This is a genomic window from Desulfovibrio sp. X2, from assembly GCF_000422205.1.
GTDB lineage: Bacteria > Desulfobacterota > Desulfovibrionia > Desulfovibrionales > Desulfovibrionaceae > Alkalidesulfovibrio.
The window spans coordinates 96,103-109,901 of record NZ_ATHV01000015.1 but is presented as its reverse complement, the minus strand read 5'-3'; the positions used below and the strand labels follow the sequence as shown (position 1 = coordinate 109,901).

General features: G+C 64.3%; 10 protein-coding genes. 5 read left to right on the top strand and 5 right to left on the bottom strand.

Going from position 1 to position 13,799, the window contains the following annotated elements:
- Positions 1-32 precede the first annotated feature (32 nt).
- Both DSX2_RS05815 and DSX2_RS05810 read right to left on the bottom strand, forming a co-directional pair.
- Positions 33-3,101: a response regulator gene (locus tag DSX2_RS05815; protein WP_020880231.1), complete on the bottom strand. Its 3,069-nt coding sequence runs from the start codon at positions 3,099-3,101 to the stop codon at positions 33-35.
- 268 nt (positions 3,102-3,369) lie between these two features.
- Complete coding sequence (locus DSX2_RS05810; RefSeq protein ID WP_020880230.1) at positions 3,370-3,708, bottom strand: carboxymuconolactone decarboxylase family protein; 339 nt, start codon at positions 3,706-3,708, stop codon at positions 3,370-3,372.
- A 221-nt stretch (positions 3,709-3,929) separates the two neighbouring features.
- On the opposite strand from DSX2_RS05810, the gene DSX2_RS05805 reads away from it, so the two are divergent.
- The gene (locus DSX2_RS05805; protein WP_035040934.1) at positions 3,930-5,054 is read left to right on the top strand and encodes an NADH:flavin oxidoreductase; all 1,125 of its coding nucleotides are present in this window, start codon (positions 3,930-3,932) and stop codon (positions 5,052-5,054) included.
- 616 nt (positions 5,055-5,670) lie between these two features.
- On the opposite strand, the gene fumC is transcribed toward DSX2_RS05805, so the two are convergent.
- The gene (gene fumC, locus DSX2_RS05800) at positions 5,671-7,077 is read right to left on the bottom strand and encodes a class II fumarate hydratase (protein ID WP_020880228.1); all 1,407 of its coding nucleotides are present in this window, start codon (positions 7,075-7,077) and stop codon (positions 5,671-5,673) included.
- 186 nt (positions 7,078-7,263) lie between these two features.
- Between fumC and DSX2_RS05795 the strand changes: the two genes are divergently transcribed.
- Positions 7,264-7,821 carry a cysteine hydrolase family protein gene (locus DSX2_RS05795; protein ID WP_020880227.1) on the top strand — a complete coding sequence of 186 codons (558 nt, stop codon included), beginning with the start codon at positions 7,264-7,266 and terminating at the stop codon, positions 7,819-7,821.
- Between the two features lie 87 nt (positions 7,822-7,908).
- Here the strand turns inward: DSX2_RS05795 and DSX2_RS05790 are convergent, their stop codons facing one another.
- On the bottom strand, positions 7,909-8,901 hold the full coding sequence (locus DSX2_RS05790; protein ID WP_020880226.1) for an aldo/keto reductase: 993 nt from the start codon (positions 8,899-8,901) through the stop codon (positions 7,909-7,911).
- Positions 8,902-9,256: 355 nt separating this feature from the next.
- On the opposite strand from DSX2_RS05790, the gene DSX2_RS05785 reads away from it, so the two are divergent.
- The 3 genes from DSX2_RS05785 (at position 9,257) to DSX2_RS17980 (ending at position 13,222) form a co-directional block, all read left to right on the top strand.
- The gene (locus tag DSX2_RS05785) at positions 9,257-10,711 is read left to right on the top strand and encodes a catalase (protein WP_020880225.1); all 1,455 of its coding nucleotides are present in this window, start codon (positions 9,257-9,259) and stop codon (positions 10,709-10,711) included.
- Positions 10,712-11,308: 597 nt separating this feature from the next.
- The gene (locus tag DSX2_RS18240) at positions 11,309-12,217 is read left to right on the top strand and encodes a hypothetical protein (protein WP_020880224.1); all 909 of its coding nucleotides are present in this window, start codon (positions 11,309-11,311) and stop codon (positions 12,215-12,217) included.
- A complete protein-coding gene (locus DSX2_RS17980; protein ID WP_020880223.1) occupies positions 12,218-13,222 on the top strand; it encodes a DUF1848 domain-containing protein in 1,005 nt (334 codons plus the stop codon). It abuts the gene before it with no gap.
- A gap of 193 nt (positions 13,223-13,415) precedes the next feature.
- On the opposite strand, the gene DSX2_RS05780 is transcribed toward DSX2_RS17980, so the two are convergent.
- Positions 13,416-13,769 (bottom strand): DsrE family protein, encoded by a 354-nt coding sequence (locus tag DSX2_RS05780; protein WP_020880222.1) that lies wholly within the window; start codon positions 13,767-13,769, stop codon positions 13,416-13,418.
- Between the last annotated feature and the right edge of the window lie 30 nt (positions 13,770-13,799).

The following is a 13,799-nucleotide window of genomic DNA, read 5'->3' as shown; positions in this document are numbered from 1 at the left end:
GGAAGGAAGGAAGGAAGGGAAAAGGAAGGGCCTCAGCCCTGGGCGTTCCCGCTGTCCGCAGGCACGTCCCGCTCGGCGAGGGCCGCGCGCAGGGCCGCAAGGTGCTCCGCGGCCTCGCGGAACTTCAGCGTGCGCAGGCTCCGGCCGAGGGCATGGGCCGCCGCGGGCGCGCCCTGCCCCAGCTCGGAGGCCAGGGAGTCCCAGACGTCCAGCGCCCGCGTGTCGTGCTGCGCCAGGAGCCCGGCCAGCTCGGCCAGGGGACCCTGCAGCGCCTCGGCCGAGGGCACGGGCGGCTGCCCGGGCTCAGCGGCCGTCTCGTCCGCCCCCGCCGCCGCCAGATGCGCCGCCACGGCCTCGGCCGTGCGGGCGAAGGCCTCGGCCGCGGCCTGCTCCAGCGGGCGGCAGCCGTAGGGGTCCTCGCGCACGCAGAGCTCGAGGTCGACGGCCGCGGCATACAGCGCCATGGCCCCGATGTTCCCGGCCACGCCCTTGAGCGAATGGATCAGGCGCCGCGCCGTGGCCGCGTCGCGCGCCGCGAGCTTCTCGCGCAGCATCTGCGGAAAGCCGGACTGGTCGCGCAGGAAGGCGCGCAGGAGCCGCAGGTAGAGGGGCCGGTTGCCGCGCACGCGCGAGAGCCCGAGCCGCACGTCCAGCACCTCGGCCTGTTCCGGCATGGGGTCGGCGGCGGGCCCGGGCGCGGGGGGCGCGGGCCGCCTCCGTTCCCCGGTCCCCGCGCAGGCGGGCAGCCAGCGCGTAAGCGTCGCGAAGAGCTCGTCCGGGTCGATGGGCTTGTTCACGTGGTCGTTCATGCCCGCGGCCAGGCTCGCCTCGCGGTCCTCGGTCAGTGCGTGGGCCGTGGCCGCGATGATGGGCAGGGCGCGAAGCCCGAGCTCCCCGCGGATGCGGCGCGCGGCCTCGAGCCCGCCCATGCCCGGCATCTGGATGTCCATGAGCACCAGGTCGTAGCGCGGCCCGTGCTCCGCCCCCAGGATGCGCAGCGCCTCCTCGCCGTCGCAGGCGAGCCCCACCGCGAGTCCGGCGTCCTCCAGAAGCTCGCGCGCGATCTGGCGGTTGATGTCGTTGTCCTCCACCACGAGCACGCGCGCGCCCCTGCACTCCTCGGGCAGGGCCTCGCCTCCGCCCGCGGCCGCCTCCTCCCGGGCCGCGGCGGGACGCACGGCGGCCGCCGCCCCCAGGTTCCCGGCCAGGGTGTTGAAGAGCACGGAGCGGCTCACGGGCTTGACCAGGAAGGCCTCCACGCCCACGTTCTCGGCCTCGCGCCGCACCTCCTCGCGGCCGTAGGCCGTGACCATGACGACCACCGGCCGCCTGGGCAGGGGCAGGGCCCGGATGCGCGCGGCGCAGGCCGCGCCGTCCATGCGCGGCATCTTCCAGTCCAGCAGCACGGCGGCGAAGCCCTCGGCGTCGCTCTCGAGCAGATGCAGGGCCTCCTCGCCCGAGGCCGCGGCCACGGGGACGAAGCGCAGGGAGGCGAGATTGTCGCAGAGGATCTGGCGCGAAGTGGCGTTGTCGTCCACCACCAGCACCCGCGTGCCCTCCAAGCCCTGCGTCCCGCAGGGCTTGGCCGCGGCGGCGGCGCGGGCCACGGGCAGGCGGAGGGTGAAATGGAACTCGCTGCCCTTGCCCGGCGTGCTCTCCACGCGCAGGCTGCCGCCCATGAGCTCCACGAGCCGGTGCGAGATGCTGAGCCCGAGCCCGGTGCCGCCGTAGCGCCGGGTGATGGAGCCGTCCGCCTGGGAGAAGGGGGTGAAGAGGCGCTCCGCCTGCTCCCCGGTGAGCCCTATGCCGGTGTCGCGCACGCAAAAGCGCAGCCGGACCTCGCCGCCCTCCCCGCCGCCGTCTTCATCCGCCCCATTCAGGCGGCTGACGCCGATGAAGACCTCCCCCTCCTCCGTGAACTTCACGGCGTTGCTGACCAGGTTGAGCAGCACCTGCCCCAGGCGCAGGGGATCGCCCACCAGGTCCTGGGGCACGTCGTCGCCGACGCAGAGCAGGAGCTCGAGGTCCTTCTCCTCCGCGTTCAGGCTGTTGATGGCCACCACGTTGCCGAGCACCGCGTCCAGGTCGAAGTCCACGCGCTCCACGGAGAGCTTGCCTGCCTCGATCTTGGAGAAGTCGAGGATGTCGTTGATGATCCCGAGCAGGGCGGTGGAGGAGAGGCGGATCTTGTCCAGGTAGTCCTGCTGGCGGGGCGTGAGGGAGGTCTTGAGGGCCAGATGGCTCATGCCGATGACGGCGTTCAGCGGGGTGCGGATCTCGTGGCTCATGCGCGCCAGGAACTCGCTCTTGGCCTGGTCCGCGGCCTTGGCCAGCTCGGCCAGGCGCCGCGAGGTCCCGAGCGACTCCGTGAGCCGCGCGTTGGACGCCTCGAGCTCCTCGCCCTTCTCGCGCAGTGAACGCAGCATGCGCGTGAGCTGGCCCAGGGAGGGGCGGAAGATGAACAGGAACTCGAGGAGCAGCACCACGAGCCCCGCGGCCATGACCACGCCCTCCAGGCGCTGCAGCGACTGCAGGCGCGTCCGGGCCTCGGTGTCGAAGCGGAAGGTGATGCGGTCCATGAGCTCGAGATAGCGCGGCTCGTTGGCCAGCATGGCCGAGGCCGAGGCCCTGATCTCGGCCTCGCGCAGGGCATCCTCCCCCGGCGACCCGTCGCCCGGACGCGCGGCCAGGGCCTGCAGCAGGTCCAGGGCCGAGCCAGACAGGGCCTGGTAGGCGGGCTCGACCTCGGCGAAGAGGCGGCGGATATCGTCCGAGTGGCGCTGCGCGGGCAGGAGCAGACGGGCGTCGCCGTGCTGCAGTCCGGCCTGCACGGCCGTGAAGCTCTCCAGGGATTCGCGCAGCTCGCGCGCGAGGCGGCCGCGCTCCTCGGACGAGGGCGAAAGCTCGAGCCCCAGGGCGCACTTGGTCAGCCGCTGGCTCAGCATGCGCTGGCGGCCGGAAAGGTTGATGATCCTGGCGTCGCCCGCGTTCTGGCGGATGGCGAACTGCATCAGGAGCGACGAGGCGACGATGGTCAGGGCGATGCACGCCAGGGCCAGGGCGTAGAGGCGCTTCAGCTTGCGGAGTTGTCGTTCGTGCATGGCGGCCGTCGGCTTTTGCGGGGCCGCCGCATGTCCGACGCGCCCGCGTTTGGGAAACCGCCCGCCGGAATCCCGTCAAATCTCGGGCCGAATCTCCCACACACGAAAACGTGGGACCATGATTTTTCCCCGGTCCGCGCCGGGGAGGAACGGAAGGCGGCACGGGAGCCCCCGATGCCGCAGGGCGCGGCCCGAAGAGGGTCGCGCCCTGCCCGGCCGCGCCCGCCGTGCCGGAGCGCGCGGGGCGGCCTCGGGGCCTTTGGCCTGCCTACTCGCCGGGGTTCTGGAACGCGTCCAGGGCCCGGGCCGTGTAGACGATGGCGGCGCCCGCGTTCAGGCTCACGGCCACGCCCAGGGCCTCGGCCACTTCCTCCACGCTCGCGCCGTGCTTGCGGGCCTCCATGGTGTGGAAGGCGATGCAGCCGTCGCAGCGCGTGGTCACGGCAACGGCCAGGGCGATGAGCTCGCGGGTCTTGGCCGAGAGATGGCTCGTCTTCTCCCCTGCCCCGCCCATCAGGTTCAGCCCCTTCATGGTGTCCGGGGACAGGGAATTCATCTCGCCCAGGCGGGCGAGCAGCTGCTGCCGGTAATCCTTCCAATCCAACATGACGACCTCCACTGGTAAGGGTTTGCCATGCTGATACGCAGGCGGCAGGGGGGAGTCAATCGCGCCCCGGGGAGGATGAAAAAATGCACAAGCGGCCCGCGGACTATCCCCAGAAACCCGAGTCAGTTGTTGCGGCCATGCGCCGGGCGGCTTACAAAGGGCAGATGCCTTGCCCCCGTTTCCAGCACGCGGCAACGGCCGCAGAGACACGGAGAACCGCCATGCCGGAACTTTTCGAGCCCGTCAGCCTGAAGTCCATGACCCTGCAGAACCGCTTCGTGCGCTCCGCCACCTGGGAGGGGCTGGCCGGGGACGACGGCGCGGCCACCCCGCGCCTGGCCGAGCTCCTGGCCGAGCTTGCGCGAAACGAGGTCGGCCTGGTCATCCCGGGCCACGCCTTCGTGAGCCCGGAGGGCCGGGCGGGCTTCAAGCAGCTCGGCGCGCACGACGACGCCATGCTGCCCGGGCTCTCCGCCCTCGCCTCGGCCGTGCACCGGGCGGGCGGCAGGATCGCCCTGCAGCTCGCCCACGCGGGCGCGGCGGCCGCCGCGCAGCTCTCCGGCCTGCCCGCCGTGGGCCCGAGCGCCCCGAAGGGCGAGGGAGAGCCCGCCTGCGCCGAGCTCGACCAGGCCGGGATGAGCGCCCTGGTGCAGGCCTTCGCCCGGGCCGCGGCCAGGGCGAAGAAGGCCGGGATCGACGCAGTGCAGATCCACGGCGCGCACGGCTATCTCCTGAGCCAGTTCCTCTCCCCGGCCTGGAACCGCCGCACGGACGGCTACGGCGGCGCGCTGGAGAACCGCGCGCGCCTGCTCCTCGAGGTCGCGGCAGCGGTGCGCGCGGCCGTGGGGCCGGACTATCCGGTGCTGGCCAAGCTCAATTCCGAGGATTTCGTGCCCGGCGGCTTCTCCCCCGCCGAGGCCGCGGCCGTGGCCGCCATGCTCGAGGAGGCCTCGGTGGACGCCGTGGAGCTCTCGGGCGGCAGCCGCGCCGCGGGCGAGGAGCGCATGCCCGCGCGCAAGGGCCGCATCAAGGGGCCAGAGGACGAAGTCTACTACCGCGAGGCCGCGAGGCTCTACAAGGAGCGCGTGAAGATCCCCCTCATCCTCGTGGGCGGCATCCGCTCCTACGAGATCGCCGAGGAGCTGGTGCGCTCGGGCGCGGCCGACCTGATCTCCCTCTCCCGGCCGCTCATCTGCGAGCCCGCGCTCGTCAAACGCTGGCACGAGGGCGACACGAGGCCCGCCGAGTGCGTCTCGGACAACGCCTGCTACACGCCCATCCTCGCGGGCGAGGGCGTCCGCTGCGAGACCTTCGCCAAGAAGCGCGCCCGCGCGGCAGGGAAATAGGGAAGAGAGACACGAAGATGCCTCCGGCGGCCAGGAAGGGGGCTGCGCGCCCCCTTCCTGGACCATCCCCGCGCGAGGCTCTGCCTCGACCCCCTTCGCGCATGGCACGCCCGGGAAAAGAACACGGGCCGTCTGGGCGTGGAAGGCCGCCGGGGTGGGGTGTCGTGCGCCGCGGATGGCCAGGGAAGAACCGGACCGTTTTTTCGCCGGACGGCGAAAATCCGGTCCGCCACCATCTCCTTTGCCCATGGCGAAAACAGCGAGCGCCTGCGAAGACCCTCGGCAAAGGAGAGGGAGAAAAAGACGTCTCAGCCGATTCGGTCGATTACGGGCGAGGGGTTCGGGGAGACTGTCCCGATAATCGGGCCCCGACGCCAACCGTGCCCGGGATTTTCCCGTGGTCCGAGCGCAGCGAGGCTCGCGGGAAAATCCCGGGCATATTCGTTCTGCGGCCTCGCACGCCCAGGCCTCGTTCGCCCGGTCGTCAGTCGTGCCGCCTGCGAAAGGGGTCCAGGCTCAGCCTGGCGCAGGGGAGTCCAGAGGGGGCGCGCAGCCCCCTCCGGCCGCCGGAGGCATCTTCTCTCTCTCGTCCAGCCCGCGCCTCAGTGCCCACGCCTCAGTCCTTTCCGGCCACGTAGGGCCTGACCATCCTGGCGGGGTCCACCACGTGGTCGAACTCGGCCTCGCTGACGAAGCCGAGGTCCAGCGCGGCCTCCTTCAGGGTGAGGTCGCGCTCCATGGCGTGGTGGGCGATGCGCGAGGCCTTGTCGTAGCCGATCACCGGAGCCAGGGCGGTCACCAGCATCAGCGAGCGGTCCACGTATTCCCTGATCTTCGCGAGGTTCGGACGGGTACCCTCGACCAGGAAGCGGCGGAAGTTCACGCAGCCGTCGCCGAGCAGGGTGATCGACTGCATGACGTTGGCGATGATCAGGGGCTTGTAGACGTTCATCTCCAGGTAGCCGGACGCGCCGCCGAAGCCCACGGCCACGTCGTTGGCCATGACCTGGACCGCGAGCATGGTCAGGGCCTCCACCTGGGTCGGGTTGACCTTGCCGGGCATGATCGAGGAGCCTGGCTCGTTCCCGGGGATGGACAGCTCGGCGAAGCCCGCCCGCGGGCCGCAGGAGAGCAGCCGGATGTCGTTGGCGATCTTGTACAGGGAGACGGCCAGGGTGCGCAGCGCGCCGGAGAGGTGCACCAGCGCGTCGTGCGCGCCCTGGACGGCGAACTTGTTCGGGGCGCTCGAGAAGGGCAGCCCGGTGAGGGCCGCGATCTCCGCCGCGGCGGCCTCGCCGAAGCCGGGCGCGGCGTTGATCCCGGTGCCCACGGCCGTGCCGCCGAGCGCCAGGAGGTAGACCCCTTCCAGGGCGTCCTCGATGCGCGCGAGGCCGTCCGTGAGCATGGCCGCATAGCCGGACCATTCCTGGCCCAGCGTCAGGGGGGTGGCGTCCTGCATGTGGGTGCGGCCGATCTTGACGATCGCGTCCCACTCTGCGGCCTTTTCGGCCACCGCGTCGCGCAGCGCGGCCACGGCGGGCAGGAGGCGGCCGGTCACGCCCGTCGCCGCGGCGATGTTCATGGCCGAGGGAAAGTTGTCGTTGGTGGACTGCGACATGTTCACGTGGTCGTTCGGGTGCACCGGGGCCTTGCTGCCGAGCGGCGTGCCCGCGATCTGGCAGCAGCGGTTGGAGACGACCTCGTTGACGTTCATGTTGAACTGGGTCCCGCTGCCCGTCATCCAGACGTGCAGGGGGAACATGTCGGCGTGCTCGCCCGCGAGCAGCTCGTCGCAGACCCGGACGATCAGGCCGGACCTCTCGCCGTCCAGCCGCCCGCCCGCGTGGTTGGCCGTGGCGCAGGCCCGCTTCAGGACCGCGTAGGCAGCGATCATCTCGCGCGGCATGAGGTCGCGCCCGATGCTGAAATACTCGAGGGAGCGCTGCGTCTGCGCGCCCCACAGCCTGTCCGCCGGGACCTCGACCTCGCCCATGCCGTCCGTCTCGATCCTGAAGCCGCCCATGCTCTCCCTCCTTGCGCGCGGGCCCGGCCCCGCAAAGGCGCGGGGGATGGTTGAACATCCAGTACTGTATTAGGGTGGGAATTTCCAACAGCGGATTCGAGAAACCGGGGGGCGTCGTCCGCCCGGCCGGGGTTCCCGGCCGCAGCGCCCGCGCTGTCCGGGAAGGACGACAGCAAAGGAGAAACCATGCCCATCACCAAGCTGGACCGCGTCGCGGCCCTCATCGTCGTGGACCTGCAAAACGGCATCACGGCCATGCCCACGGCCGATCCGGCAGAGGAGATCGTAGCCCGCGCGGCGCGGCTCGCCGAGGCCTTCCGGGCGCGCGGCCTGCCCGTGGTCCTGGTCAACGTCACGGCCCGCGCGCCGGGCCGCACCGAGGCCCCGGCCGGGCAGCTGCCCTCCGACCCCAAGTGGTTCGAGCTCGTGCCGGAGCTTGCAGTACAGCCGGGCGACCTGCGCGTCACCAAGCAGTGCTGGGGCGCCTTCCTCGGCTCCTCGCTGGACGAGATGCTGCGCGGGCTCGGCGCGACCCAGGTCGTGCTCTGCGGCATCTCCACCAGCGTGGGCGTGGAGTCCACGGCGCGCAGCGCCTACGACCTGGGCTACAACGTGGCCCTGGTCACGGACGCCATGACCGACCGCGACCCCGAGGCGCACGCGAACAGCGTCGCGCGCATCTTCCCCCGCCTGGGCGAGACCGCGTCCACGGACGACGTCCTGCGCCTCTTGGAGTTGCGCTAGGCCCAGGGCGTCGGCGACGACGAGAAGGCCGCCCGGGCGAGACGCCCGGGCGGCCTTCTGCATGCGGCTCTTTTGGGAAAGGAGGGCCTAGCGGTCCACCGTGGCCATCATCTGGGGGGTGTAGCGCTCGCCCTGGACGGTGCCGGGGGGCAGGGCCGCGTCCAGCGCCGCGAGCTGCGCCGCGTCGAGGCGGATGGAGGCCGCGGCCACGTTCTCCTCGAGGTAGGCGCGGTGCTTGGTTCCGGGGATGGGCACGATGTCCTCGCCCTTGTGCAGGATCCAGGCGAGGGCGATCTGCCCGGGCTTCACGCCCGCGGCCGCGGCTATCTCCCGCACCTTCCCGGCGGCGGCCATGTTGGCGTCGAAGTTCCCGCCCACGTAGCGCGGGTCCGTGCGGCGGAAGTCGTCCTCCGGGTAGTCCTCGGCGCGTTTGGCCGTGCCGGTCAGGAAGCCGCGGCCGAGCGGGGCGAAGGGCACGAGGCCGATGCCGAGCCCGCGCATGGCCGGGAGCACCTCCTGTTCCATGTTGCGCTCCCACAGCGAATACTCGCTCTGCACCACGGAGACCGGATGCACGGCGTGCGCCCGGCGGATGTTGGCCACGCCCGCCTCGGACAGGCCGAAGTAGCGCACCTTGCCCTGGCGCACCAGCTCGCCCACGGTCCCGGCCACCTCCTCCATGGGCACGGCCGGGTCCACGCGGTGCTGGTAGAGCAGGTCGATGCGGTCGGTGCGAAGCCGCTTGAGCGATCCCTCGACGGCCTCGCGGATGTGCTCGGGACGGCTGTCGAGCCCGGCGACGCGCTTGCCGCCCTCGATGCGGAAGCCGATCTTGGTGGCGATGGTCACCTTGTCGCGCCGGTCGTGGAAGGCCTTGCCGAGCAGCTCCTCGTTGGCGAACGGCCCGTAGACCTCGGCCGTGTCGAAAAAGTCGCAGCCGAGCTCGATGGCCCGGTGCAGCGTGGCGATGCACTCGTCCTCGTCCGCCGGTCCGTAGGACTGGCTCATGCCCATGCAGCCGAGCCCCACGGCCGAGACCGCGAGCCCCTGCGTTCCAAGTCTGCGTCGTTCGAGCGTCATTGCGCGTCCTCCTTCCGTATCGCGGCGTGGCGGGCCCAGGCCCGTGGAGATTGCCGATTTCCGGCCACTCTATGCCCGGCGGGCCGTCGTGTGAATGCCTGATCGTGCGAAACCCTGGTCCGATGCTCCGCCGCGGGGCCGGCCCGGGACTCCAGGCCTTTTTTTTCGGTCCGAAAAACCCGCCGCGCAGCCCTTTTCCGCGATCCGCCCGTCCCCGGGCCGAAAAACTTCCCGCATGACCGGCTCGTCGTTTGACCCTGCTCCTCGAAATGGAGTATGATTCTCCATAAGTATCAAAAAATCCTGTCATCTCGGGATATTGCCGAGAGACAAACCGTATCGGGAGGAGAGGATCATGGCAGACGACAAGCGCAAGCCGACGACGACCGACGCCGGTATTCCGGTGGCGAGCGACGAGTTCTCGCTCACCGTGGGGCCGGACGGTCCCATTCTGCTCCAGGACCACTACCTCATCGAGCAGATGGCCAACTTCAACCGCGAGCGCATCCCCGAGCGCCAGCCGCACGCCAAGGGCTCGGGCGCCTTCGGCCACTTCGAGGTCACCAGGGACGTGAGCGCCTACACCAAGGCCGCCGTGTTCCAGCCGGGCACCAAGACCGACACCCTGATCCGCTTCTCCACCGTGGCGGGCGAGCGCGGCAGCCCGGACACCTGGCGCGACCCGCGCGGCTTCGCCCTCAAGTTCTACACCACCGAGGGCAACTACGACATGGTGGGCAACAACACGCCCGTCTTCTTCATGCGCGACCCCATGAAGTTCCAGCACTTCATCCGCTCGCAGAAGCGCCGCGCGGACAGCGGGCTGCGCGACCACGACATGCAGTGGGACTTCTGGACCCTCTCGCCCGAGTCGGCGCACCAGGTCACCTGGCTCATGGGCGACCGCGGCATCCCCAAGACCTGGCGGCACATGAACGGCTACTCCAGCCACACCTACATGTGGGTCAACGCCAAGGGCGAGCGCTTCTGGGTCAAGTACCACTTCAAGACCGACCAGGGCATCGAGTTCCTGACCCAGGCCGACGCCGACCGCATCGCTGGCGAGGACTCGGACTACCACCGCCGCGACCTCTTCGAGGCCATCAAGCGCGGCGACTATCCGAGTTGGACGCTGAAGATGCAGATCATGCCCTTTGCCGAGGCCGAGACCTACCGCTTCAACCCCTTCGACCTGACCAAGGTCTGGCCGCACGCCGACTACCCCCTGCACGAGGTCGGCAGGCTCACGCTCACGCGCAACCCGACCGACTTCCACACCGAGATCGAGCAGGCGGCCTTCGAGCCCAACAACCTGGTGCCCGGCATCGGCCCGAGCCCGGACAAGATGCTTCTGGCCCGCCTCTTCTCCTACGCCGACGCCCACCGCGCGCGCCTGGGCGTGAACTACAGGCAGATCCCGGTGAACCGGCCCAAGGCGCCGGTGCACAGCTACAGCAAGGACGGCGCCATGCGCGTGCAGAACGTCTCCGACCCCGTGTACGCGCCCAACTCCAAGGGCGGCCCCAAGGCGGACGGCGAGCGCTACCCGCAGGTCGAGGTCTGGGGCGCCAGCGGCGAGTTCGTGCGCGCGGCCTACACCAAGCGCAAGGACGACGACGACTTCGGCCAGGCCGGGACCATGGTGCGCAAGGTCCTGGACGACGCCGCGCGCGACCGCCTGGTCTCCAACATCGTGGGCCACCTGAAGAAGGGCGTCACCGAGCCGGTGCTGCAGCGCGCCTTCGAATACTGGCGCAACGTCGACAAGACCCTCGGCGACCGCATCGCGGAGGGAGTGAAGAAGGGCTGAGGCGGCCCGCCAAGGGCGTGAATCAAGAACGATGACGGCCGGTCGGCGAAATGCCGACCGGCCGTTTGCTTTAGTCAAGATTCTTGACGTGCCCCCGCGAGCCAGCTCACAAAATTACATATAGGAGCCAACACATAAGGGTACGAAATAGATCAAGGCTAAAATGGCCTACCAAAGGCAGCCGTCTCAAAACAACGAGAAATCTGGGCAGTGAAAATAAAGTGCTAGTGATTATCTTACTACTCAGCGAATTCGTGTCGTTATCGTCATGATGAGAATCAAGGCATGTCCATTTTTATACTTGAATATTTATAAATTTTAAATTAAAAAACAAATATTAAATATGCCTTAGCCTTAACACGGTGAAAATTTCTCGAATAAGGACATCTGATAGACTGTGGCTCGGCTTGAGCCGAAGTCGCAGGCTTTTCAATGGATGGAAGTGAAGAGAAAGGCGTCTAAAAGGAAACAGTATTTCAGGCTCAGCACGTTTTTTTAATAAAAAGGAAACGAATATTTTCTGGAGTGAACTTTCTGAAGGCTGATAAATCACCATAACAACAATGGATTAAGAGTCATTGATAGAGGAAGAAACACATGAAACGTTTTATCAAAAATAAGCTTGAGGCGGTATATTCTGATTTTCAAATTGCTGCAAAAGAATCTGACGGGTTATGCGAACTGAAAAAATTTTCATTTGCAGGTGGCGCAAGCCCTGATTACGGAAATCATTTAGTACGAATGTATTATATGCTGAAATATTTCCCAGCTTATCTTGCAGAATATTATTTGATGTATCAAAAACTTCTGAATTTTAATTTCTTACCACATAACGACTTAGATATTTTGTCTATAGGATGTGGATGTGGCATTGACTACTGGGGATACCATTTCATCGCCAAAGAACAAATTAATGACTTCAAGACAACAACATCGTACACTGGATACGACATAAATACATGGGAATACACTGACTCTCTTAGAAACGAAAAATTTCGCATCATAAATGATGACATAGCAAAATTAGATAATCTGAATTCTGGAGACTATGACTATAACGTAATTGTTTTTCCCAAATCTATCAGCGATCTTCACCCAGAAGTTTTTGGAAAGTTAGTCAAAGCAATTGAATCAACAAATTTTGAACGCAAAAGAATTGCCGTCGTTTGCTCATTAATGCAAGACGAGCAAGCTCTAAACTATGACTGGAGCAGATTAAAAAAAATCATAACTACCATAATGGCAAGACATAACTACTCCTGTGAGGATGACCTCGAAAAATATATAACGGCGACCAATCCTGACGAAGGACTTGTCAGAGTTGTAAACGGCTTTGACTATACATTGGATATAGAAAATACCATTAATTCAACTCTCAATCTGTGTCCAAATTTTATTGAGAATGGAAAAAGCTGCAAAAATGATTGCACAGCAATGAATAGATGGCCTATTTTAAAGCAGAGATATGTCAACTTCGCCGTAAGGCGTTTGACAAGGAATGACTAAATGGAATGGCGAAAAGATCAGATAACAATTAATGATCTGACGGCAAGTGCCATTGCCCCGGAAATAATCTCTGCAAGTCGATCAACAGATATTCCTGCCTTTTATTCCAAGTGGTTCTTCAATCGTCTAAAAGCTGGTTATTCAAAATGGATTAACCCTTTCAACAGAAGGTCACAGTTCATATCTTATAAAAATGTACGTGCTGTTATTTTTTGGAGTAAAAATCCAAAACCTCTTTTACCCTACCTTCATATCCTTGAAGAAAATGAAATTGGATATTATATCCACTTCACAGTAAACGACTATGAGGAAGAAAATTTAGAACCAAGTGTTCCTCCATTAGCTTCACGAGTTGAAACGTTTAAAACCATTTCTGAAAAAATTGGCCCAGACCGAGTAATATGGAGATTTGATCCGCTTATTCTTACAAAATCTATCGACGCAAACAAACTCCTCAAGAAAATAAAAAACGTTGGAGACATCTTGCACGGCTATACATCAAGGCTTGTTTTCAGTTTTGCAGACGTTTGTAACTACAAAAAGGTTCAAAATAATTTGAAACGGCAAAATATCATCCATAAAGACTTTACTTTATCAGATATTGAACACCTGTCGTCTGGAATATCCAGTCTTTGTTCTGGCTGGGGCATGCCAGCATTTACTTGCGGCGAAAGTATCGATTTGTCGGAATTTGGTATCCAACACAACAAATGTATCGATGATAGTCTTATCTTAAAAATAACAAACAACCATCCGGATATTCTTAAACTCTTCGGGATGGACACAAATAGCCAGTTAAGTTTATTCGAACATGTGGCTAAAGAAAAAAATTTAAAAGACCAAGGACAAAGAAACGAGTGTGGTTGTATAATAAGCAAAGATATAGGGCAATATAATACATGCCCACACAAATGCGTTTATTGCTACGCAAATACTTCAGATACCGTCGTCGCCAAAAATATCAAATCTTTTTCTCCTGACGGTGAATCTATCATTCTTGAATGATAGCCCTCCTGTTCATATATCCTAATATGATGTTGCTCTGGGTAGTATGCGAAAAAACGGCACCCCATCCCAAGTATGTGCAAGCGAATAGAAAGCAACATGAGAAGTGCACATGCAAAGGCGGCCCCGGGCAACCGGGGCCGTTTTTTTGCGGCAGGCCCTCGCGCAGGTAGGCCGCGGGAGGCACGGCGGCCTAGAAGGAAAAGACCTTCGCCTCGGCCGCGAGGTCGATGAGGGTGGGGCCGGTGGAGATGGTGAAGCCCGAGGGCAGGTCGTCCTCGGCGATCATGCGGGCCGCGGCGCAGGGCTTGCACACGAGGATGCTGCCCTTCTCGCGCACGGTCTGCAGGTACCCGATGAGGGCGTCGCCCGTGGGGGCCTTCATGTTCTCGGCGAGGCCGAGGTTGGCCAGGTACACGGCGTCGTCCACCAGGAAGACGGTCGTGTCGTGGCCCTTGTCCGTGGCGATCTTCGCCAGCTGGAAGCAGCGCACGGCGCGGGTCGGGTCCTCGGGGCCGCGCGAAAGGACGAAGAGGAACTTGGACATGCTGTCTCTCCCTGTTTTTCGATGCACGGC